Annotated in this window: 18 protein-coding genes; 7 read left to right on the top strand and 11 right to left on the bottom strand. The window is 66.4% G+C overall.

Annotated features, from left to right (window positions below; translation table 11 throughout):
- Positions 1-139 precede the first annotated feature (139 nt).
- From leuD to glpK, 4 genes are all read left to right on the top strand, one after another.
- A complete protein-coding gene (gene leuD, locus CRO39_RS08490; RefSeq protein ID WP_097121464.1) occupies positions 140-715 on the top strand; it encodes a 3-isopropylmalate dehydratase small subunit in 576 nt (191 codons plus the stop codon).
- A 71-nt stretch (positions 716-786) separates the two neighbouring features.
- A complete protein-coding gene (leuB, locus tag CRO39_RS08485) occupies positions 787-1,875 on the top strand; it encodes a 3-isopropylmalate dehydrogenase (RefSeq protein WP_097121463.1) in 1,089 nt (362 codons plus the stop codon).
- Between the two features lie 260 nt (positions 1,876-2,135).
- Positions 2,136-3,668 (top strand): glycerol-3-phosphate dehydrogenase, encoded by a 1,533-nt coding sequence (gene glpD, locus CRO39_RS08480; RefSeq protein ID WP_097121462.1) that lies wholly within the window; start codon positions 2,136-2,138, stop codon positions 3,666-3,668.
- Positions 3,669-3,871: 203 nt separating this feature from the next.
- Positions 3,872-5,371, top strand: a complete 1,500-nt coding sequence (gene glpK, locus CRO39_RS08475; protein WP_097121461.1) for a glycerol kinase GlpK — start codon at positions 3,872-3,874, stop codon at positions 5,369-5,371.
- 233 nt (positions 5,372-5,604) lie between these two features.
- Here the strand turns inward: glpK and CRO39_RS08470 are convergent, their stop codons facing one another.
- The 10 genes from CRO39_RS08470 to CRO39_RS08425 form a co-directional block, all read right to left on the bottom strand.
- The gene (locus tag CRO39_RS08470; protein ID WP_176520184.1) at positions 5,605-6,969 is read right to left on the bottom strand and encodes an ATP-binding protein; all 1,365 of its coding nucleotides are present in this window, start codon (positions 6,967-6,969) and stop codon (positions 5,605-5,607) included.
- 17 nt (positions 6,970-6,986) lie between these two features.
- Positions 6,987-7,679 carry a response regulator transcription factor gene (locus CRO39_RS08465; RefSeq protein ID WP_097121459.1) on the bottom strand — a complete coding sequence of 231 codons (693 nt, stop codon included), beginning with the start codon at positions 7,677-7,679 and terminating at the stop codon, positions 6,987-6,989.
- Positions 7,680-7,700: 21 nt separating this feature from the next.
- Complete coding sequence (locus CRO39_RS21200; RefSeq protein ID WP_176520181.1) at positions 7,701-8,375, bottom strand: tetratricopeptide repeat protein; 675 nt, start codon at positions 8,373-8,375, stop codon at positions 7,701-7,703.
- A gap of 29 nt (positions 8,376-8,404) precedes the next feature.
- Positions 8,405-9,196, bottom strand: a complete 792-nt coding sequence (locus CRO39_RS08455; protein WP_097121632.1) for an SDR family oxidoreductase — start codon at positions 9,194-9,196, stop codon at positions 8,405-8,407.
- Positions 9,196-9,870 carry an iron-containing redox enzyme family protein gene (locus tag CRO39_RS08450; protein ID WP_097121458.1) on the bottom strand — a complete coding sequence of 225 codons (675 nt, stop codon included), beginning with the start codon at positions 9,868-9,870 and terminating at the stop codon, positions 9,196-9,198. The genes CRO39_RS08455 and CRO39_RS08450 overlap by 1 nt, the downstream gene beginning before the upstream one ends.
- Positions 9,867-11,354: an AMP-binding protein gene (locus tag CRO39_RS08445; RefSeq protein WP_097121457.1), complete on the bottom strand. Its 1,488-nt coding sequence runs from the start codon at positions 11,352-11,354 to the stop codon at positions 9,867-9,869. Before CRO39_RS08445 ends, CRO39_RS08450 begins: the two co-directional genes overlap by 4 nt.
- The gene (locus CRO39_RS08440; protein WP_097121456.1) at positions 11,354-12,025 is read right to left on the bottom strand and encodes a thermostable hemolysin; all 672 of its coding nucleotides are present in this window, start codon (positions 12,023-12,025) and stop codon (positions 11,354-11,356) included. The genes CRO39_RS08445 and CRO39_RS08440 overlap by 1 nt, the downstream gene beginning before the upstream one ends.
- 109 nt (positions 12,026-12,134) lie before the next feature.
- A complete protein-coding gene (locus CRO39_RS08435) occupies positions 12,135-15,302 on the bottom strand; it encodes an efflux RND transporter permease subunit (protein ID WP_097121455.1) in 3,168 nt (1,055 codons plus the stop codon).
- Positions 15,303-15,385: 83 nt separating this feature from the next.
- Complete coding sequence (locus tag CRO39_RS08430; protein WP_097121454.1) at positions 15,386-15,820, bottom strand: hypothetical protein; 435 nt, start codon at positions 15,818-15,820, stop codon at positions 15,386-15,388.
- A 70-nt stretch (positions 15,821-15,890) separates the two neighbouring features.
- Complete coding sequence (locus CRO39_RS08425; protein WP_097121453.1) at positions 15,891-17,015, bottom strand: efflux RND transporter periplasmic adaptor subunit; 1,125 nt, start codon at positions 17,013-17,015, stop codon at positions 15,891-15,893.
- Positions 17,016-17,095: 80 nt separating this feature from the next.
- On the opposite strand from CRO39_RS08425, the gene CRO39_RS08420 reads away from it, so the two are divergent.
- The 3 genes from CRO39_RS08420 to CRO39_RS08410 all read left to right on the top strand — a co-directional run bounded on the left by CRO39_RS08420 (position 17,096) and on the right by CRO39_RS08410 (position 19,948).
- The gene (locus CRO39_RS08420) at positions 17,096-17,764 is read left to right on the top strand and encodes a TetR/AcrR family transcriptional regulator (protein ID WP_097121452.1); all 669 of its coding nucleotides are present in this window, start codon (positions 17,096-17,098) and stop codon (positions 17,762-17,764) included.
- 147 nt (positions 17,765-17,911) lie between these two features.
- On the top strand, positions 17,912-18,568 hold the full coding sequence (locus CRO39_RS08415) for a protein-L-isoaspartate O-methyltransferase family protein (protein WP_097121451.1): 657 nt from the start codon (positions 17,912-17,914) through the stop codon (positions 18,566-18,568).
- Between the two features lie 24 nt (positions 18,569-18,592).
- Positions 18,593-19,948, top strand: coding sequence for a TolC family outer membrane protein (locus CRO39_RS08410; RefSeq protein ID WP_097121450.1), 1,356 nt, complete (start codon positions 18,593-18,595; stop codon positions 19,946-19,948).
- A gap of 95 nt (positions 19,949-20,043) precedes the next feature.
- On the opposite strand, the gene waaA is transcribed toward CRO39_RS08410, so the two are convergent.
- Positions 20,044-21,354, bottom strand: a complete 1,311-nt coding sequence (gene waaA / locus CRO39_RS08405) for a lipid IV(A) 3-deoxy-D-manno-octulosonic acid transferase (protein WP_097121449.1) — start codon at positions 21,352-21,354, stop codon at positions 20,044-20,046.
- Positions 21,355-21,376 lie beyond the last annotated feature (22 nt).

The raw sequence follows: 21,376 nt of genomic DNA, 5'->3' as shown, positions 1-21,376 counted from the left end.
AAACGAGTGAAGAGGAGTGAGTGATGAGTAAAAGCAGCAACTCCCCACCCTCATTTCTCACTCCTCTCCACTCGTTCCTCGTTTCTCTTCACTCGTTCCTCTTCATCTGTTCCTCCTCTCTCGTTCCTGGCCTTTCCTCATGACCGGTTTCCACACATTGAAATCCCGCAGCGTGGTGCTGCGCGAGACCAACATCGACACCGACCAGATCATCCCCGCCCGCTTCCTGTCCACTACCGAGCGCGCCGGCCTGGGCAAGCACGCCTTCAACGACTGGCGCTGGCAGGCCGACGGCTCGCCCAATCCGGCGTTCGCGTTCAACCGGCCGGAGAACGCCGGCCGCAGCATCCTGCTGGCCGGCCGCAACTTCGGCTGCGGCTCCTCGCGCGAGCACGCGCCGTGGGCGCTGACCGATCTGGGCCTGCGCGCCATCGTCAGCAGCGAAATCGCCGACATCTTCCGCAGCAACAGCCTGAAGAACGGCCTGCTGCCGATCGTGCTGGACGAAGCCATCGTGCAGTCGCTGATGCAGCGCCCGGATGACGAGTTGGTGATCGATATCGCGGCGCGCGAACTGCGCACGCCCGATGGGTCCACCTTCAGCTTCCCGCTGGACGCCTTCGCCCAGACCTGCCTGATCGAAGGCGTCGACGAACTGGGCTACCTGCTGGCCCGTACGGACGAGATAGGCCGCTACGAAGAACACCGTCTCTAGCCATTCGCCCACGCCCGTATCCACGGGCAAGCGGACAACACCCCACACGTTCTGAACCAGGAAATCCCGCCATGCAAGCCAATATTGTCGTTCTGCCAGGTGACGGCATCGGCCCCGAAGTCACCGCCGCCGCGCTGTCGGTGTTGCGCACCGTTGCGCGCCGCTATGGCCACGAGTTCGCTTTCCACGAGCACGATATCGGCGGCATCGCCATCGACAAGCATGGCGACCCGCTGCCGGCGGCCACGCTGGCCGCCTGCCAGAAAGCCGATGCCGTGCTGCTGGGCGCGGTCGGCGGGCCCAAGTGGTCGGATCCGAACGCCAGGATCCGGCCCGAGCAGGGCCTGCTGGCGCTGCGCAAGGGGCTTGGCCTGTTCGCCAACCTGCGTCCGGTGCGCCCGCATCCGGCGGCGCTGAACGCTTCGCCGATCAAGCCGCACCTGCTGACCGGCGTCGACATCATGGTCGTGCGCGAGCTGACCGGTGGCATCTATTTCGGCGACAAGACCCGCAGCGCCGACAGCGCCAGCGACCTGTGCAGCTACAGCGTCGACGAAATCGAGCGCGTGGTGCGCAGCGCGTTCAGGCTGGCGCGCCAGCGCCGCGGTTACCTGGTTTCGGTGGACAAGGCCAACGTGCTGGAAACCTCGCGGCTGTGGCGCGATGTCACCGCCCGCATCGGCCGCGATGAGTTCGCCGACGTGCGGCTGGAGCACGTGCTGGTCGATGCGATGGCGATGCATCTGCTGTCCAAGCCGCGCGAATACGATGTCATCGTGACCGAGAACATGTTCGGCGACATCCTGACCGACGAGGCCTCGATGCTGGCCGGCTCGCTGGGCCTGCTGCCGTCGGCATCGCTGGGCGACGGCAAGATTGGCGTCTACGAACCGATCCACGGCTCGGCACCGGACATCGCCGGCAAGGGCATCGCCAATCCCTACGCCACCATCCTCAGCTGCGCGATGCTGCTGCGCCACTCGCTGGGCCTGTACGACGAGGCCGACTGCATCGAACGCGCCGTCGATGGCGCGCTCAACGCGCACGCCTTCACCGCCGATCTGAGCTCCAGCGGGCAACACCTGTCCACCGACGCCGCAGCACAGGCGGTGATCGAGCAGATGCAGGCGCATTGCTATGTCGCCGAGCTGCGCGACTGACCGTTGCCGCCCCCGCTTCGCGGGTGCTCGAGAAGATGCCTGAAGAACCGCCCCGGCAGCCGACCGGGGCGGAGGGAAATCCGCAGCAACCGTTAGGCGGGACCCGCAAAGCGGACGACCAGCTTCGCTGTTAGAAGCCCGCCGTGCGGGTCGTACCGGATCGCGCCATCTCCGCGAACCATCGGCGGCATCGCATGCGGCGGTTCCGCCCTACGTGATTCGTGCAATGATTCGCGCGAACTTCCCGATACAAGCGCCCCATGCCCGACCACCCCCCCAGCTACGATCTGCTGATCGTCGGCGGCGGCATCAACGGCGCTGCCATCGCCCGCGATGCCAGCGGCCGCGGGCTATCGGTGCTGCTTTGCGAACGCGACGACATCGCCGCGCACACCTCCAGCGCCAGTACCAAGCTCATCCACGGCGGATTGCGCTATCTGGAACAGTTCCAGTTCGCCCTGGTCGGCAAGTCGCTGGCCGAACGCAAGCTGCTGCTGCGCATGGCCCCGCACATCATCTGGCCACTGCGTTTCGTGCTGCCGCACCAGCCGCATCTGCGGCCGGCATGGATGATCCGTCTGGGCTTGTTCCTCTACGACCGCCTGGGCGGCCGGCGCGCGCGCGGCCTGCCCGGCTCGCGTTCGATCAATCTGCGCAAGCATGTCGCCGGACGGCCGCTGCGTGAAGCTTTCAGCCGCGGCTTCGTCTACTCCGACGCCTGGGTGCAGGACGCTCGGCTGTCGGTGCTCAACGCGATGGACGCCGCCGAGCGCGGCGCGACCGTGCTTACTCATACCGCCTGCGTGTCGGCCACGCGCGAAGACGGCCGCTGGCTTGCCGGACTGCGCAGCGAGGACGGCGTTGTGCGGCAGGTGCAGGCTCGCATCCTGGTCAATGCCACCGGGCCGTGGGCGACGCGGTTCCTGGAGCAGAACGGGCTGCCGCATGCCTACCGGCTACGCCTGATCAAGGGCAGCCATGTCGTCGTGCCGCGACTGTTCGAGCACGACCACGCCTATATCTTCCAGCAGCCCGACCGCCGCATCGTGTTCGCCATCCCGTTCGAGCACGACTTCACCCTGATCGGCACCACCGACGTCGAGTACCGCGGCGACCCGGCGGCCGCCCGCATCGACGGCGACGAGATCGCCTACCTGTGCCAAGCCGTATCGCACTATTTCCGCCAGCCTGTGCAGGCGCAGGACGTGGTCTGGAGCTACAGCGGCGTACGTCCCCTGTTCGACGATGGCAGCGAACGGGCTTCGGAGATCACCCGCGACTACCTGCTCGCCTTCGATCATGGCGGAGCACCGTTGCTCAATGTGCTTGGCGGCAAGCTCACCACCGCACGCCGGCTGGCCGAGGAAGCCGTCGATATCCTGGCGCCGCACCTCGGCACGGCGCGCCCGGCCTGGACCGGCACGGCGCCGTTGCCCGGCGGCGATTTTCCGGATGGCGACTTCGGCGCCTTTTACGAGGATTTCAGCCTGCGCCGGCCGTGGCTGGCGGACCCGCTGGCGCTGCGGCTCTGCCGCAACTACGGCAGCCGCGCGCTGCGGATCGTCGATGGCGCCTGGTCGATGGACGGACTCGGCAAGCGCTTCGGCTCCGATCTGTACGCGGCCGAGGCGGACTATCTGGTCGATGCCGAATGGGCGCGCAGCGCGGACGACATCCTGTGGCGGCGGACCAAGCTGGGTCTGCGCATCGATGCGGCCGGGCGCGAGCAGCTGCAGGAATACGTGACACAGCGCCTGTCGCGTTCACCCAGAAACGTCGTTCGAGAAACCTGATCTGCCGCTTCCCGGCCCCGTTCTCCCCTTCTCCCGCCGGCAAGCGCGTCGATCTCTCCCGCAAGGGCAGAGGTGGGCTGCTCCTCCCGCAGCCGTCTTGCCAATTGTCGTAGGATGCGCATAGCTCGCGAAACGCATCGAACGCGGTCGATGCGGCTCGCCACGTTCACCGCATCCCATGGAGTTGCCGAGGAACGCATCCGATGGACAAGCGCTACATCCTGGCCATCGACCAGGGCACCACCAGCTCGCGCGCGATGCTGTTCGACCGTGCCGGGACGGTGGTCGGCATGGCCCAGCGCGAATTCGAGCAGTTGTTCCCGCAGCCGGGCTGGGTGGAACACGACCCGCGCGAGATCCTGGCCAGCGTGCAGAGCACCGTCGTCGAGGCGATGACCAAGGCGCAGATAAGCGCCGCGCAGCTGGCCGGCGTCGGCATCACCAACCAGCGCGAAACCACGGTGGTGTGGGATCGCAATACCGGACAGGCGGTCCACAATGCCATCGTCTGGCAGTCGCGGCAGACCGCATCCATCTGCGAGCGGCTAAAGGCCGACGGCTATGCCGATTTGGTGCGCGAACGCAGCGGCCTGCTGATCGACGCCTATTTTTCCGGCACCAAGGTCAAGTGGATCCTCGACCGCGTGCCCGGCGCGCGCGCGCGCGCCGAACGCGGCGAGCTGCTGTTCGGCACCATCGACAGCTGGCTGCTGTGGAACCTGTCCGAAGGCCGTGCCCACGTCACCGACTACAGCAACGCCGCGCGTACGCTGATGTACGACATCCACCAGCGCCGGTGGTGCCCGGACCTGCTGCGCATGCTGGACGTACCGGCCGCCATGCTGCCGCAGGTGCGTTCCAGCAGCGAGATCTATGCGTACACCGGCGCGCAGAGCGTATTCGGCCGGCGCGTACCGATCTGCGGCGTCGCCGGCGATCAGCAGGCGGCGCTGTTCGGCCACGCCTGCTTCGAACCCGGCATGGCCAAGAACACCTACGGCACCGGCTGCTTCCTGCTGATGAACACCGGCAAGCAGGCGGTGCGCTCGGACAACGGCCTGCTGACCAGCATCGCCTGGGGCATCGATGGGGAAGTGGAATACGTGCTGGAAGGCAGCATCTTCGTCGCCGGTTCGGCCATCCAGTGGCTGCGCGACGGCCTGCGCATGTTCGGCAAGGCCGGCGATTCGCAGGCCTATGCCGAACGCGCGCAATCCTCGGACGGCGTGTACTTCGTGCCGGCGTTCGTCGGCCTGGGCGCACCGTACTGGCGCAGCGACGTGCGCGGGGCGATGTTCGGCCTGACCCGCGGCACCAGCAAGGAACACTTCATCCGCGCCGTGCTGGAGTCGCTGGCCTACCAGACCCGCGACGTACTGGCCGCCATGCAGGCCGACGCCGGCCTGGAGCTGACCGCGTTGCGGGTCGACGGCGGCGCCATCGCCAACGATTTCACCGCGCAGTTCCAGGCCGATCTGCTGGACATCGCGGTGGAACGGCCGATGGTCAAGGAAACCACCGCGCTGGGCGCGGCCTACCTGGCCGGCCTGGCGGTCGGCTTCTGGGAAAGCCGCGAACAGATCGCCCGGCAACGGCAGGTCGAGCGCACCTTCGCGCCGCAGATGCCGGCACGGCAGCGGGAGCAACTGTATGCCGGATGGAAGCGCGCGGTGGAAGCCACTCTGGCCTTCCGCGTCGAATAGGGGCCTCGAACCGCCATTGCCAGCTTTCGGACCATCCCTGCAATCATCGAAACCACGCCGCTGCAACCGGAATGACAAGGCAAGGCACGGGATGATTGGTCGGGAAACTGCCAGTCCACCGAAACAACACCGGCTACGATCCGATGGCCGAATCCGTCATCCTCCCCAGCCTGGCACGCAGCTTCGCCCCTTGAACCACGCCGGATGCGTCGGCGGGAACAACGGCGCTCCAATCATATGGCCGGCAGGATCGTCCGCACGCGCAATCCACCGAGTTCGGGCGATTCGTCCAGTTCGATGCTGCCGCCGTGCAATTGCAGTGTCTGGGCAACGATGGAAAGCCCCAGACCACCGCCTTCCACACCGGTACCCAGTTCGCGGTGGAAACGCTCGAACACCCGCTCGCGCGCTTCGACCGGAATGCCCGGGCCCGAATCCTCGACCAGCAACACCGCGCTGTCGCTTTCACATGCCAGCCGCACCATCACGCTGCCGTTGGGCGGTGCATAGTGGACGGCATTGTCCAGCAGGTTGCGCACCAGCGCTTCCAGCGCCAGTTCATCGCCCAGCACACTGACCGATTCGGCTTCCAGCGTCAGCCGCTTGCCCTGCGCAGCCGCCAGAGTTGCGTGGTCGCTGTACTGCCGCTGCGCGATGGCCGCCAGATCGACCGCCTGGCGCATGGTGGTCACTGCACCGCCTTCCACCCGGCTGAGCGCCAGCAACTGCCCTACCAGACGTTCCATCCGGTGGATGCTGGCATCCAGCTGCTGTTGCGACTGCCCGCGTTCGCTTTCGCACGGCGCCTGCCGCAGATTGTAGGAATGCACCTTGATCGCGGCCAGTGGCGTGCGCAGTTCGTGCGCGGCATCGGCAGTGAACCGGCGCTCGCGCGACAGTGCCTTGTCCAGGCGTTTCAGCAGGCCGTTCACCGCCTTGACGATGCCCTGGATTTCCCGCGGCACCCGCTCCAGCTGGATCGGTTCCAAGCGATCCGGCGAGCGCGATTCCACAGCGTCGGAGACACGACGCAGACTGCGGCTTCCCCATTCGACCGCAAGCCAGACGAACAGGGCCAGCAGTGGCAGCGCCAGCAGCAACGGCAGCAACGTACCGAAGGCGATGTCTTCGGCCAGTTCCTCGCGAATGCCTGAGAGTTCCCCGGACTGATACCAATAGCCTGCCGGCGAGCTCAGGGTGAATGTGCGCCATTGCTCACCGTCGATCCGCACGTCGGCGTAGCCTGGTTCCAGCGGCCCGAGCGATTGCGCGGGGCCGCTGTCCGAGCGCAGCAGCAACCGGCCCTGCGTATCGCGGACCTGGAACGCCAGCTTGGTTTCGTAGGCATGTCCGCTGGGAAACGCCAGCGCCTGGCCCACGCCTTCGGCCTTGCCATGCCACACGCTGACCATGATCGGATCGCCGGGGTGATCGGCCAGTTCGGCCAGCGGTTCGTCCACCAGGCTCATCAGCACGCGCGAGGAATGGGCCAGCTTGGCGTCGAACAACTCGCCTGCCTCCTGCAGGCCGGCGCGATAGCTGAAGCTCCCGGCCACAAGCAGCACCAGCGAAGTCACGCCGATCAGCGAAACCAACAGCACACGACGAATCGAATTCATGCGACATCTCCGCCGCCCGCTGGCCGCGCAATGCGCTCGTCCAGTGCGTAGCCGATCCCGCGCAGGGTACGGATCAACGCCGGGTCCAGCTTCTTGCGCAGGGCATGGATGTGCACATCTATCGCGTTGCTGGCGACGTCCTCATCCCAACCGTACAGGCGCTGCTGCGCAGAATCGCGGCTGATGGGGCGGCCGCGCTGCTCCATCAACAGTCGCAACAGGGCGAACTCGCGGCGCGGCAGATCCAGCTGCTTGCCGCGCCAGGTGACCGACAGACTGGCAGGATCCAGCGCCAGTTCGCCCAGCTCCAGTACAGGAACTGCGCGCCCGCCGCTGCGCCGAAGCAATGCGCGCACACGCGCCAGCAGTTCCTGGGTATCGAACGGCTTGCCAAGATAATCGTCGGCGCCGGCATCCAGTCCCAGCGCGCGATCGCTGGCGCGCTCGCGCGCGCTCAGCACCAGGATGGGCAGTTCGGCGCCGGAGCGCCGCGTCTGCCGGATCACCTCCAGACCGTCCATGTGCGGCAGGCCCAGATCCAGCACCGCCAGGTCGATGCCGCCATCCTTGATGGCGGCCAATGCGCTGGCACCGTCGCGCAGCCAATCGACCGTGTAAGCCGCGCGGCGCAACGCCGTGCGGATGCCTTCGCCCAGGGAAATATCGTCTTCAACCAGCAGGATACGCATGCCGGCAGTGTGGGATGCGGTTCAGTCGCTGGCAAGATGCGTACGCACCTTGGCCAGCAGCACGCTGGCTTCGCTGCGGCGGCCCTGATCGGCTAGTTCCCGGCCAGGACGCGGCGGCGCGGCCAGGGCCTTTTCCAGCGCGGCGGCGGCGCCTGTCCAGTCGCCCTGGTCGCGCAGGAAGTCGCCGTAGAAATAGTTGGCGTCGATGCCTTCGGGATTCGCCTGCAGGCCCTTGCGCAGCAGCTCGCGCGCCTTGTCGTCATTGCCGAAGCCCACCGGCCAGCCGGGTACCTGGTAGTACAGCGCGCCAAGACTGGTATAGGCGGAGCCATCCAACGCATCGGGATCGATGGCCAGTGCCTGCTCGAAGTTCTTGCGCGCCTGTTTGACCAGCCCCAACGCCCCCAGACCACCGCGCTCACCGGCGGTGCTGGACAGCACGATGCCTTCCCAGATCAGTGCCGAGGCATCCTTCGGCCGCATGGCACGCGCGGCGGCGGCCTGTTTGACCAATGCCTCGAATGCCGCTTCCCGCTGCGGCTTGGGAGTGTTGTAGTTGACCTCGGCCCAGCGATCGCGCACGGCGGCGACCTGTGGCGAAAGCGTTGTGGGTTCGGTCGCCAGCGTCAGCGCCGAGGCCGCGAGCAGCAGCAAGCCTGCGAGCAGGCGGAAAAGATGGGGTGACGTGAATGACATGAGGATTCTCCGGAGCGTGTGTGGAACGTTCATTGGCGCGCATGGCGCCGGATGAGGGGCAGTTGCGATTTGAGGTTGCGGTCCACCAGGCCCGGCAAGACGCCATTGAGGCGTGCGAACAGCTTTTCCGGCCAGCCCAGCTGCAGCCGTCGTCGTCCCTGCACGATCGCCGCGACCAGCTGCGCGGCGACGTTGCCGGGCTCATCCTGGGCCACGTTCATCTCGCGGTTGAGCGCATCGACCGCCGGCGTGTTGAATGACGTGCGGGTGGCGCGCGGCGACAGATACTGGAAACGCACGCCGGTATCGGCGTACTCGCGCGCCAGGCCCTCCATCAGGCCACGCAGACCAAACTTGGTGGCGCTGTAGGCGGCGAAACCGGGAAACGCCAGGCTGCCGAAGGTGGATCCCACCGCCACTACCGCCGCCTGTTCCTGGCGCCTGAGCAACGGCAGCAGGCCGTGGATCAGCGCGATGGGCGCCATCAGATTGATGCCGATCAGATCGCGGACCACAGATGGGGGCTGCTCCTCGAACAAACCGAACGCGCTCTGCGCATGCGCCAGGATCACCACCGAGGGCGGCTCGTGCAAACGACCGACGGTATCGACTACGCGTGCGCATCCTGCATCGTTGGACAGGTCGGCCACCAACGGGATCGCCTTTCCGGACGGATGCCGTTGCGCGATCTGCGACAACCGGGCCTCATTGCGGCCCACGGCCACTACGCGCGCGCCGGCCGCGACCAGGGCGTCGCACAGGGCCGCGCCTATGCCGCCGCTGGCGCCGGTCAACAGTACGGTGCGGCCGGATAGCTGCATCATGCGGCCACCGCCAATGTCTGGGCATCCTGGCGCAGAGTGCGGAAGACATCCCCGTACAGCTTGTAGAAGCGCTTGGCCGCGTGCACCACGGCACGCCGGTCGTCTTCATCATCCAGCCGGTTCATCAGCTGCTCGAAGAAGCCGACATGCTCGATGTCCAGGTCGCCGTGCGATCGCAGGTAGCTGAAGGCATTGCGCGGCAGGCCCAGCGACGACTCGATGGTTTCCGCCGCGCGCGTGGCCAGCGCCACGCTGGTCCCCTCCAGCACCAGCACCATGCCGAAGAATCCCACCGGATTGCCGCGGGCGATCGTGTCATAGGCGTACGACACCATCAGTTCGGTGGCCTCCGCAGGCGCCGAGTTGGCGATCTGATCGCGGTCCGCGCCGCAGGCTTCCAGATCGTCCAGCACCCATTCCTGGTGCCCCATTTCCTCTTCGATGTACTCGCCGATGGCGGTGCGCAGCCATTCCAGCCGTGCCGGCAGGCGCGCCCCGCAGGCCATCAGCAAGGGCACGGTATGGCGGACGTGATGGAAAGCCTGAGTGAGAAAGGCGACATAGTCCTGCCGGTCGATCTGGCCGGCCAGCGCGGACTGGATGATGGGAATGGCGATCAGCGACTCGCGCTCGCGCTGGGTTTCCATCAGCAGCAGGTCGTGGAACTTCATGCGGAGATTCCTTGGGGAGAGGGAAAGGTTGCGCTGCGATAGCACTGTTCGATGGCATCGCCGTAGCGCGCGAGGACGGCGGCGCGGCGCGGCCGGCCATTGCTGGTCAACAGACCATCGGCGAAGCTGAAAGGCACCTCGGCGCGGACGAAGCGGCGCACCTGTGCGTAGTCGGGCAAGCCCTGGTTGACCTCGGCCAGTGCCTGCTGCAGCTGTTCATCGGCGGCACCGGGTTGGCGCGGCCACAGCACGGCGATGTTGAACGGGCGCGCTTCGCCGTGCACCACGGCCTGCGCGAACGCCGGATGCTGCAGTAGCTCGCTTTCCACCCATTCGGGCGACACGTTGCGTCCGAATGCGGTGATGAACACGTTCTTGCGGCGGCCGGTGATATGGATGAATCCATCCTCGTCGATTTCGCCCAGATCGCCGGTGGCGATGGGACCGGGAGGAAGATCCTCTCCGCCCAGATAACCCAGGCAGCGCACACCCTCGACCCAGAGCTCGCCATCGATCACGCTCACCCGCGCATGCGGCAATGGCCGGCCGACACTGCCCGGGCGCGATGCGCCGGGCCGGTTCAGACAGACCACCGACGCGCACTCGCTGAGCCCGTAGCCTTCGTAGACCGGCAGTCCCAGCGCGCTTGCTCGCGTCATCAACGCCGGCCCCACCCGCCCACCGCCCACCGCGAGGAAACGCAGGGAAACAGGCAGGACAGCGCCCTGCTCCGCCGCCATCACCAGCGCCAGCAGCAACTGCGGCAACAGGATCGCGCTCTCGGGTCGATAGCGATGCAGGCAGGCCAGCAGGGTGGGGATATCCAGCCCGGAAGCGCCGCTGTAGCCGACCTCGGCCAGCGGCGGCACCGCGATCTCGGCACCGGCAATCAGCGCGGAATATACGCCCGCGACGTTTTCCAGCAAGGTCGACAGCGGCATCAGGCACAGGTGCCGGCGCGGCGCCAGCGGTCGCGCTGCCTCGCTCAGCGATTCGGCGACCGCGAACAGCGCCGCCGCATCCAGACAGACCCCCTTGGGCGATCCGGTCGTACCGGAGGTGAACGTGATGCATGCGGTACCCGCAGGCAGCGCAACCGGCGCCAAAGACAGCTGTGCCATCGCCAGAGAGCCCTCCAACGCGACCGGTTCCGCCGCCGGAATGCCTTCCGGCAACGCAGCTCCGACAGGTTGCACCAGCAATCCGGCGCCGCTGCTGGTCAGTGCATGCATGACCTGCGCGGGAGTGAAGAAGGTCGGCAGGGGCACGTGCACCGCGCCCAGTTGGCGGATTGCCAGATCCAGCACCAGCCAGTCCGGGCCATTGTCCAGGCGGCTGGCGACGCATTGCTCGCCGCTGTCGGCGATGCGTTGGGCAACGCGCCGCACGCGTTCGCCCAGCTCGCCGTCGCTGATCGCGCCGTCCGCGCACAGGACCCGCACCGCCGTTCCGGTCAATCCTTCGATCAAGGAAGCAAAGCCCATCACAGCGCTCCGGCGGCAACACAGGGACTGAATTCCTGTGCAGACGACGACGTGTCGCCAAGGCCCTGGCTGCGCAGCAGATAGGCATGGCCAGCGGCGATGTCGCCGAACATCAACTTGGGCTGCGCGTGGTAGTAACTACCCCAGTGCCGATGATCGCCGGCCAGGCGCTCCGGGCGGGCGTCGGCCAGTTCGATGGTCGCCAGGTGCAAACGATCGAAGGCATTGCGCAGCTGCCGAGTCGCTACGAACAGCACCCAGCGGAAACCCGCCGAATGCAGGCGATGGGTCATGTTGACGATCAACGCGCGCGCATAGCCGGCCGAAGCCGCGCCGAAGTTGCCGACCTCCACCAGCTCGGTGCGTCCGACCGGCCGCCCGATCGCGGTGGCGATGGCCTGTTCGGCGGGAACGTCGAGGTATTGCTCGACGAACAGGCCGCCTTCGGTGCCGCAACGCAGTCCCACCGCCGCGTGCAGTTCGTCCGCCTCACCGTGGTAGGCCAGCAGATGCGGCAGGAAACTGGAGAGTTCGGCGCCGTAACGGCTGCGGTAGGCCTGTGCGATGAACGCCTCGGTATCGGCGCGGCGCGGGTCGTGCGGTTCGATCAACAATCCGCCCGCGAAACCGCGGGCGGGACCAGGAGACGGAGCAAATGATATCGGGGGCATGGGGCCATGCTGGCGGCCCCCTATTAAGTGACGATTAGCCGTTTGTTAGGCGCATGTAAGACATTCATGAAGCTTTTATTGCCCGAGCAGCCAATCTGCGACCGCGTTCTCACGCATGGTTGGCTTCCTCCGGCTTCACCCTGAACCAGGCCGCGTACAGTGCCGGCAGGAACAGCAGCGTCAAGGCGGTCGCCACGATCAGTCCGCCCATGATGGCCACCGCCATCGGCCCGAAGAACACGCTGCGCGACAGCGGGATCATCGCCAGCACCGCCGCCAATGCGGTCAGCACGATGGGGCGGAAGCGGCGTACGGTGGCATCGATGATCGCGTGCCAGCGGTCGTGGCCGGCGTCGATGTCCTGCTGTATCTGATCCACCAGGATTACCGAGTTGCGCATGATCATGCCGGCCAGCGCGATGGTGCCCAGCATGGCGACGAAGCCGAACGGCACCCGGAACACCAGCAGGAACAGGGTGACGCCGATCAGGCCCAGCGGCGCGGTCAGCAGCACCAGAGCGGTACGGCTGAAACTGCGCAACTGCAGCATCAGCAGCGTCACCACCACCAGTACGAACAGGGGCATGCCGGCCTTGATCGAATTCTGCCCGCGCGCCGAATCCTCCACCGTGCCGCCGGTCTCCAGCAGGAATCCTTCCGGCAGGGTGGTGCGGATGCCATCCAGCGTCGGCGAGATCTGCGCCATCACCGTAGGCGGCGTCAGCCCGTCCTTGATATCGGCACGCACCGTCACCGTCGGCAGCCGGTTGCGGTGCCAGATGATGCCGTCCTCGAATACATACTCAAGGTTGGCGACCTGCGACAACGGCACGCTGGCGCCATTGCCGGTGGGCACGGCCAGACTACCCAGCATGTCCAGTTGCGTGCGCTCTTCCTGGGTGCCGCGCAGCAGGATTTCGATCAGCTCGTTGCCTTCGCGGTAGGTGCTGACCGACAGCCCGGACAACGAGCTGGACAGGAAGTGCGACACCTGCGCCGAACTGACGCCCAACGCGCGCGCGCGTTCCTGGTCGATGTCGAGGCGGACGACCTTGCTAGGCTCGTCCCAGTCCAGGTTGACGTTGGCCACGTGCGGATTGGCGCGCACCTTGTCGGCGACCTGATGCGCCAGCTCCCGCACCCGATCGATATGTTCGCCGGAAACGCGGAACTGCACCGGATAACCTACCGGCGGACCGTTCTCCAGACGGGTCACCCGCAACTGCAGTTCCGGAAACTGCGGCGCGACTTCCCGAATCAGCCAGCTGCGCAGTTCCTCGCGTGAACGCGCGTCCTTGGCCAGCACGACGAATTGCGAGAAGTTGGCCTGCGGCAGCTGCTGATCCAAGGGTAGATAGAAACGCGGCGAACCGGTTCCCACATAAGCCACGTAGTTCTGCACGCCCTCGCGTCCGGCCAGTAGTTTCTCCAGCTTGCGCGCCTGCGCTTCCGTGGATTTCAATGAGCTTCCTTCCGCCAGCTCCAGATCCACCATCAGTTCCGGCCGCACCGAATCCGGAAAGAACTGCTGCGGTACGAAACGGAACATTGCGATGGCCAGCACAAACGCCGCCACGGTCAGGCCGATGACCAGCCAACGGTGGCGCAGGCACGCGTCCAACAGCTTGCGGAAACGCCGGTAGAACGGCCGCTGGTAGGGGTCATGGTCGTGCCCGCCCTGGGCTGGCGGCGCGAGCCAGCGGCCGAACGCCGGATAGCGATCCGCCAGGCGTCGGCGCAGTTCCCGCCAGCGCGCAGCCGGCGAACCGGGCTTGGGCGGCTGCGGCTGCGCCAGGTCCGGCAGCATCTTGTCGCCAAGATAGGGGATGAACAACACCGCCGCGATCCACGACACCACCAGCGCGATGGTGACCACCTGGAACAGCGAACGGGTGTATTCGCCGGTACCTGATGCCGCGGTGGCGATAGGCAGGAAGCCCGCCGCCGTCACCAGCGTGCCGGTCAGCATCGGAAAGGCCGTGGATTCGTAGGCGAAGCTGGCCGCTTTCAGACGATCGAAACCCTGCTCCATCTTGATGGCCATCATTTCCACCGCAATGATGGCGTCGTCCACCAGCAGGCCCAGCGCCAGCACCAGCGCACCCAGCGAAATCTTGTGCAGACCGATGCCGAAATAGTGCATCACCGCAAAAGTCATGGCCAGCACCAGCGGGATCGATACCGCCACCACCAGGCCGGTGCGCAGGCCCAGCGAGAAGAAGCTGACCAGCAGCACGATCACCACCGCTTCGGTCAGCACCTTGACGAACTCGCCCACCGATTCCTGCACCGCATGCGGCTGGTCGGAAACCTTGCGCAGTTCCATGCCCACAGGCAGCGTCTTCTGCAGGCGCTGGAACTCCTGTTCCAGCGTCTGGCCCAGCTTCAGAATGTCGCCTCCGTCCTTCATCGCCACCGCGATACCGATGGCTTTCTGGCCCATGAAGCGCATCTTCGGCGCGGCGGGATCGGCAAAGCCGCGCTTCACCTCCGCGATATCGCCCAATCGAAGCGTATTGCCTCCGGCCCGGATCGGGAAATCGCGTATTTCCTCCACCGAGGCGAATTTGCCGTTGACGCGAAGACGAACGCGATCGCTGACGGTTTCGAAGAAACCCGCGTTCGCCATCGCATTCTGTTCGTCGATGGCCTGCTGCACCGCAGTCAGCGGAATGCCGAGCGTGGCCAGCTTGGTATTGGACAGCTCTATCCAGACCTTCTCGTCCTGCAAGCCGACCAGTTCCACCTTGCCCACGTCTGCAACGCGCTGGAGTTCAAGTTGCACCCGATCGGCGTAGTCCTTCATCACCGCGTAGTCGAAGCCTTCACCGGTCAGCGCATAGATATTGCCGAAGGTGTCGCCGAACTCGTCGTTGAAGAAGGGGCCGACCGTGCCTTCCGGCAGGGTATGGCGGATATCGCCCACCTTCTTGCGTACCTGGTACCACAGCGGCGGGATGTCGCGCGAATGCAGCGAGTCGCGCGCCGCAAAGATCACCTGCGATTCGCCGGGGCGCGAATAGGAACGGATGTACTCGTACTGGCCGGTGGTCATCAGCGCCTTCTCGATGCGCTCGGTGACCTGCCGGGACACTTCCTCGGCGGTGGCGCCCGGCCAAACCGTGCGCACCACCATCGCCTTGAACGTGAACGGCGGATCCTCGGACTGGCCCAGGTGCCGGTACGACCAGGCGCCGATCAGGCCAAGCACGATCATCGCGAACAGCACCAGGCTGCGGTTGGTCAGCGCCCACTCGGAAAGATTGAAGCGGCGCATGAATCAACCCGCCCCGTTGCTGGCGATTGCGGCGGCGGCACCGGCCGCCGGCGCCCATGGCCCGGCCAGTTGCGACGGAATGGTCATTTGCATCGGAAGTAGGTCCTTTCGCTGGTCTGTTGCGTCGGCACGCCGTCGCGCCAGAGGGTGTAGCGAGCGCTCAGATGCAGCACGCCGTCGCGGAGGCGGAATACCGATTCGCCCGGCTTGCCGTGGCCGACATCGCCTTCGATAAAGGTCAGTTCGCTCACCCGCCACTGGTCCGCTGCCTGTTGCTGCACAGCGGTCACCTGGCTGTGATTGCCTTCGCCGTACTCGCTGAACGTGTCGAAATCGCGCTCGCGGATCCTGAGTTGTCCGACGATTGCCAAGCCGTTTCCGGGATCGGCACGATAGCGCCCGCATTGCTGCTGGCCATGCCGGTCGTTCTGGTACCAGTCGCCTTGCAGGCTGGCAGGCATCGCCGCCGCCTGCTGCGCAGCCACCGGCCACGCCAGCAGGCAAAGTGCCGGCAGCACGCAACCGTGCAGCCCATTCCGAATGCTTCGCGCCGTCGATCGCACGTTTTCTCTCCCGGGAGGATACGTATCAGCGCTTGGCGACAGCGGCGCGCAATGGTACCGGCCTGTTGTCGCGGTCCACCGGCGTCACCGCCTGGCCTTCGCGCAGCAGATGGCCGCCGCCTGCCACGACCCAGTCATCGGCCTTGATGCCGGCCAGCACCGGCACGTCGGTTTCGCCATAGGGCCCCAGCCGCACTGGCCGCAGAGCGACCTTGCCGTCGGCCGGATCCACCACCCACACCGAGGTGTTGCCGTCGGGTCCGCGCTGCACGGCCGACAGCGGCAGTTTCAGCGCCGCCTTGATGCCGTTGTCCTGTACATAGACGCGCGCACTCTGGCCCAGTTCCACCGCCTGCGCGGCATCGCCCGGCAGGTCCACCCGCGCCGCATAGGTCCGGGTCTGCGGATCGGCGGCCGGGGAAATCTCGCGGATGCTGCCGGGCCAGCGCCGATCCGGCGCATTCCACAGTTCGACCATGACCGCCTGGCCCGGACTGAATTGGCGGATGCGGTTCTCCGGCAGGCCGATGGCCACTTCGCGGCCGCCGTCGGCAGCCAGCGTGAACACGGTCTGCCCGGCCGCGACCACCTGCCCGGCCTCCACCTGGCGGCTGGCGATCACGCCATCGCGCGGCGCCCGCAGTTGCGAATACGCCGCCTGGTTGCGCGCCACATCCATCTGCGCGCGGGCCGCGCGGGCCTGGCCCTCGGCCGCCTTGAACGCCGCGACCTGGGCATCGAAGGCCGAGCGGCTGACCACCTGCTGTTCGACCAGCTTGGCAAAACGATCGCGGTCATCGCGCGCGCGCGCCAGATCCGCTTCGGCGGCGGCCAGCTGCGCCTGCGCGGCCTGCGCCTGCAAGGTCAGATCGCCCGGGTCCAGCATCGCCAGCACCTGTCCCTGACGCACACGGTCGCCGACATCGACATCGCGCCGGGTCAGGTTGCCGCCAACGCGAAACGACAGCGCACTCTCCCGGCGCGCGCGGACTTCGCCGGCATAGGCCGACAGCGCCGCCTCCGCGCCACCGCCGGGGTGCACCACCAGCGCCGGCCGCGGGGTTTCCCCGGCTTGCTTGTTGCCGCCGCAGGCGGCCAGTGCCGTTGTTAGCAGCAACAGGGACACTGCGTTCCAGGGTGTGTTTCGCATCACCGCTCCAACCGACAGGAGTAATTAATAGACTTGACGGTATAGTATAAATATCGAACCGACTAGTCTAGTATTGAAAAATGGTCAGTCCAGTGTCCCCCGCCAGCCGAATGAAACCGTCCGAAAAGCCTGCATCAGGTCCCGGCCGGCCCAAGGATCTGGGCAAGCGCGCCGCGATTCTGGATGCCGCCAAGCGCCTGTTCGCACGCGATGGCTTTGTCCGGGTCAGCATGGATCAGATCGCCGCCGAAGCCGGCGTCTCCAAGCTGACCGTATACAGCCACTTCGGCGACAAGGAGGCGCTGTTCACCGCGGCGGTGAGCGCCAAATGCGAGGAAATGCTGCCGGATGACCTGTTCCAGCTGGAGCTGAAGGGCCCGCTGCGGGATCAGCTGAAAATGATTGCGCACGCCTTTTTCGCGCTGATCAGCAGCGACGAAGCGATCAGCACGCAGCGGATGATGCTGACCGACAATATCGACGACAACCTGAAGCGGGTGTTCTGGGAGGCGGGGCCGCAACGCACCCATGAAGCCTTCGCAACGCTGCTGCAGGCCCGCGTCGACCGCGGCGAACTGGACATCCCCGACGTGGCCCTCGCCTCGGAGCAGTTCTTCACCCTGCTCAAGGGCGAAGTGCACAGCCGGATGATGTGCGGGCTGTGCCAGCGCCCGGTGCGCGGGGACGCCAATACGCATATCGAAGCCACCGTGGACATGTTCCTGCGTGCCTATGGAACCCGCCGTTAGCGCCGTCGCCGGCGTTCGGGCCGGAGGTCGCGGTGACTTCCGGCACTGCGCCGGCCTGGCCCCAGCCGCGATCCTTGGCCGGCGCGGGCAGGGCCGCGCACCGGTAAACTGTGCAGCCCTGTACCCCGCGTCGGACCAGAAAACCCCATGACGATCGATTACTCCCAAGCCCGCGAAACGATGGTTGAACAGCAGGTGCGTCCCTGGGACGTGCTGGACGGCCGTGTCCTGGAAACGCTGTCCGCGCTGCCGCGCGAGGCGTTCGTCGCCGACGCCTATCGCTCGCTGGCGTATTCGGATCTGGAGATTCCGCTGGGCCACGGCGAGAAGATGATGAAACCGGTGGTCGAAGGGCGCACCCTGCAGGGCCTGAAAGTGCAGGCGCACGAGGATGTGCTGGAAGTCGGTACCGGCAGCGGCTACCTGAGCGCCTGCCTGGGCGCGCTGGCGCGCGAAGTGCTCAGCCTGGAAATCGATCCCGAACTGGCCGCTGCTGCGCGCGCACGCCTGGATGCCACCGGCCTGGGCAGCAATATCCGCATCGAAACCGCCGATGCGCTGCACTACCGGACCGAGCGCCGCTTCGACGTTGTCTGCGTGACCGGTGCGGTGACCGCCATCCCGCCGCAGTTCCTGGCCTGGTTGCGCCCGGGCGGGCGGCTGTTCGTCGTGCGCGGTCAGTCGCCGGCGATGGAAGCCCTCATTCAATACAACGATGTCAACGGTTCGCGCATCGAATCGTTGTTTGAAACCGATCTCCCCTACCTGGTCGGTGCCGCTCCGGCGCCGCAGTTCGTCTTCTGAATAAAGATAAGAGAAGGAAACCGCATGAGCCGTCGCCCCCTCGTACTTGCGCTCGCCCTGGCGCTGCCGTTCGCCGCCAACGCTACCGACCTGTTGCAGACCTATGAACTGGCGCGCGCCGGCGATCCGGAGTTGGCGGTTGCCGAGTCCAACAGGCTGTACAACAAGGAAGGCCAGGCCCAGGCATTGGGCGCGCTGTTGCCGCAGATCAGTGGGGATGCCCGCCTGACCCGCAGCAAATCCAAGCCGGACGGTGGCTCCTGGACCGACAGTGCCACCTCGCGCTCGTATGGCCTGGTGGCCAGCCAGACGCTGTTCGACTGGAGCCGCATCGCCGATCTGCGTGGACAGCGCGCTGTCAGCCAGGCCGCCGACTACACCCTGGCCGCCGCCAACCATGATCTGATTACTCGCACTTCGCAAGCCTATTTCGGTGTACTGGTCGGCATCGAGTCGCTGGCCGCCGCCGAAACCAACGAGGCCGCCTCGCTCAAGCAATTCGACTACGCGCAGAAGCGGCTGGATGTGGGCCTGGCGCCGATCACCGATGTGCACGAAGCGCGCGCCCAGTACGACAGCGCCCGTGCCAGTACCATCCTGGCCCGCAACGCGCTGGACGACGCCTACCGCGCCTTGACCGAACTCACCGGCCAGCCGATCAGCAATCTGATGGGCCTGCCGGACGACTTCCGTCCCGAATTGCCGGCCGAGCGCGATGGAGAAGGCTGGGTCAATAGCGCGCTGGAGCAGAATCCGTCGCTGAAGGCGCAGGAATATACGGTGCAATCGGCCGAGTTCGGCGTGTCCCGCGCGCGGGCTGGCCACTATCCCACCCTCTCGTTGAGCGGCAGCTACGGCCGTGATGCGGCCTGGGGCGGTTCCAGTCCCATCGGCGGCTCATCCTTCGACGGTGATTCAAGTTCGATTGGCGTAACCCTCAGCGTGCCGATCTTCTCCGGCGGTATCACCCAGTCGCAGGTCCGCCAGGCCCTGGCCTCGCGCGATATTGCCCAGGACCGGTATGAGCAGCAGAAACGCGCGCTGGTCCGCAATACCAGCAGCGCCTATCAGGCGTTGGTGGCCGGCGTCAGCGAGGTCGAAGCGCGCCGGTTGGCAGTGGTATCGGCGCAGAGCGCCTACGACGCTTCGCAGGTCGGGCTGGAAGTCGGTACCCGCACCGTGCTGGATGTATTGCAAAACCAGCGCACGCTGTTCCAGGCGCAGCTCGAGTACGCTAACGCCAAGTACACTTACCTGCAGAACCGGCTGTTGCTGGAACAAGCCGCGGGCACGCTGGACATCAACGACGTGCAGGACGTGAACCGGTTGCTGACGGTCAATGCCGAGGAGCGGCTGGCGCCGGCAGCGACCAGCAACTGACGCAGTGCGCTGCTGAAGCGGTTTCTTCAGCAACAGGAAGCGGCGGGCCAGTCCCGCCGCTTTTTTTTTGGTTCTTCTCCCAAGTAAGGGAAGCTCTACGAGGCAGCTGCTGACGGCACCGGCAGATCCGGCGCAATCATCGCCAGCGTTCTCGGCAGCGCGCCGCGGCCGTGCTCGACCAGCGCACGACCGATGCCTGCGACCTTGGCGCGCTCATCGGCGTCCTGCAGCAAGCGTTGCAGCGCCCCGGCGACCGCTGCCGCATCCGCGCAGATGACCACCGCGCCAGCCTCTTTCAGCCGTTTGGCGATCTCGACGAAGTTGTGCAGATGCGGCCCGGTCACCGCGGGGGTGCCGACCGCGGCGGGTTCCAGCAGATTGTGCCCGCCTATCGCCTGCAGGCTGCCGCCGACAAAGGCAACGTCCGCGCAGGCATAGAACGCGGTCAGCTCGCCCAATGTATCGATCACGAACACATCGGTGGCAGCCGAAGGCCAGCGCGCCTGCTTGCGGGTCGCCACCTGCCAGTGCGCGCCGCGCGCCAGCTCGGCCGCGCGCGCGAACCGCTCAGGATGCCGCGGCGCCCACAGCAGCAGCAGTTCCGGCCAGTGCGCGCGCAGGCGGCGATGGATCTCGATGACCGCGGCCTCCTCGTCTTCGTGGGTGCTGGCGGCGATCCAGATCGGACGCGCGCTGCCCAGGTGCCGGTGGAATTCGGCGGTGAACGCTTGCAGCTGCGCCGGGATGGCGATGTCGAACTTCAGGTTGCCGATGTCGCGCACCTGGCCTTCGCGTGCGCCCAGTTGCAGGAAGCGTTCGGCATCGTCCGCCGATTGCGCCGCCACCTGCTTTATCGTGCGCAGCGCGCGCGCGATCAGCGGCCGCAGCACGCTGTAGCCGCGCAGCGAGCGCGCCGACAGCCGTGCGTTGAGCAGATAGGCCGGAATGCCGCGGTCCTGGCAACCGAACAGCAGGTTGGGCCACAGTTCGGTTTCCATCACCAGCGCCAGTGCCGGCCGGTAATGATCCAGGAAACGCCCGACCGCGCCCGGCAGATCGTAGGGCGCATAGACGTGCAGGACCGCTTCGCCCCACAGCGCCCGGACACGCTCCGAGCCGGTTGGCGTGATGGTGGTGATGACGCAACGCAGTTGCGGATGCTGGCGCAGCAGCGCGTCGACGACCGGCGCGGCAGCATTCACTTCGCCGACCGACACCGCATGCAGCCAGACATCGCTGCGCACCGGCGGCGTGGCGAAGATGCCGTAGCGCTCGTCCCAGCGCTGGAAGTATTCGTGGAAGCGGAACCCCCGCCAGATCAGGTGATAGACGGTGATCGGGGTCAGCAGGTACAGCGCGGCCGAGTACAGGGCGCGCAGGACGAACTCGGTAAGGTCTTTCCGCATCGGGACTAGGATAGGTAAGCGG

Origin of the sequence: Pseudoxanthomonas wuyuanensis (assembly GCF_900215535.1) — a bacterium.
In the GTDB taxonomy this organism is placed as follows: Bacteria; Pseudomonadota; Gammaproteobacteria; order Xanthomonadales; family Xanthomonadaceae; genus Pseudoxanthomonas_A; species Pseudoxanthomonas_A wuyuanensis.
The sequence above is the reverse complement of the archived record's forward strand: the minus strand, read 5'-3'. Positions and strand labels throughout refer to the sequence as shown.

Excerpts from the sequence above, each read along its gene's own strand:
- waaA (WP_097121449.1), bottom strand. The coding sequence starts at position 21,354 with ATGCGGAAAGACCTTACCGAGTTCGTCCTGCGCGCCCTGTACTCGGCC.
- glpK (WP_097121461.1), top strand. The coding sequence starts at position 3,872 with ATGGACAAGCGCTACATCCTGGCCATCGACCAGGGCACCACCAGCTCG.
- CRO39_RS08425 (WP_097121453.1), bottom strand. The coding sequence starts at position 17,015 with ATGCGAAACACACCCTGGAACGCAGTGTCCCTGTTGCTGCTAACAACG.
- CRO39_RS08445 (WP_097121457.1), bottom strand. The coding sequence starts at position 11,354 with ATGGGCTTTGCTTCCTTGATCGAAGGATTGACCGGAACGGCGGTGCGG.
- leuB (WP_097121463.1), top strand. The coding sequence starts at position 787 with ATGCAAGCCAATATTGTCGTTCTGCCAGGTGACGGCATCGGCCCCGAA.
- CRO39_RS08465 (WP_097121459.1), bottom strand. The coding sequence starts at position 7,679 with ATGCGTATCCTGCTGGTTGAAGACGATATTTCCCTGGGCGAAGGCATC.
- glpD (WP_097121462.1), top strand. The coding sequence starts at position 2,136 with ATGCCCGACCACCCCCCCAGCTACGATCTGCTGATCGTCGGCGGCGGC.
- CRO39_RS08415 (WP_097121451.1), top strand. The coding sequence starts at position 17,912 with ATGACGATCGATTACTCCCAAGCCCGCGAAACGATGGTTGAACAGCAG.
- CRO39_RS08450 (WP_097121458.1), bottom strand. The coding sequence starts at position 9,870 with ATGAAGTTCCACGACCTGCTGCTGATGGAAACCCAGCGCGAGCGCGAG.
- CRO39_RS08455 (WP_097121632.1), bottom strand. The coding sequence starts at position 9,196 with ATGCAGCTATCCGGCCGCACCGTACTGTTGACCGGCGCCAGCGGCGGC.
- CRO39_RS08440 (WP_097121456.1), bottom strand. The coding sequence starts at position 12,025 with ATGCCCCCGATATCATTTGCTCCGTCTCCTGGTCCCGCCCGCGGTTTC.
- leuD (WP_097121464.1), top strand. The coding sequence starts at position 140 with ATGACCGGTTTCCACACATTGAAATCCCGCAGCGTGGTGCTGCGCGAG.
- CRO39_RS21200 (WP_176520181.1), bottom strand. The coding sequence starts at position 8,375 with ATGTCATTCACGTCACCCCATCTTTTCCGCCTGCTCGCAGGCTTGCTG.
- CRO39_RS08420 (WP_097121452.1), top strand. The coding sequence starts at position 17,096 with ATGGTCAGTCCAGTGTCCCCCGCCAGCCGAATGAAACCGTCCGAAAAG.
- CRO39_RS08410 (WP_097121450.1), top strand. The coding sequence starts at position 18,593 with ATGAGCCGTCGCCCCCTCGTACTTGCGCTCGCCCTGGCGCTGCCGTTC.
- CRO39_RS08435 (WP_097121455.1), bottom strand. The coding sequence starts at position 15,302 with ATGCGCCGCTTCAATCTTTCCGAGTGGGCGCTGACCAACCGCAGCCTG.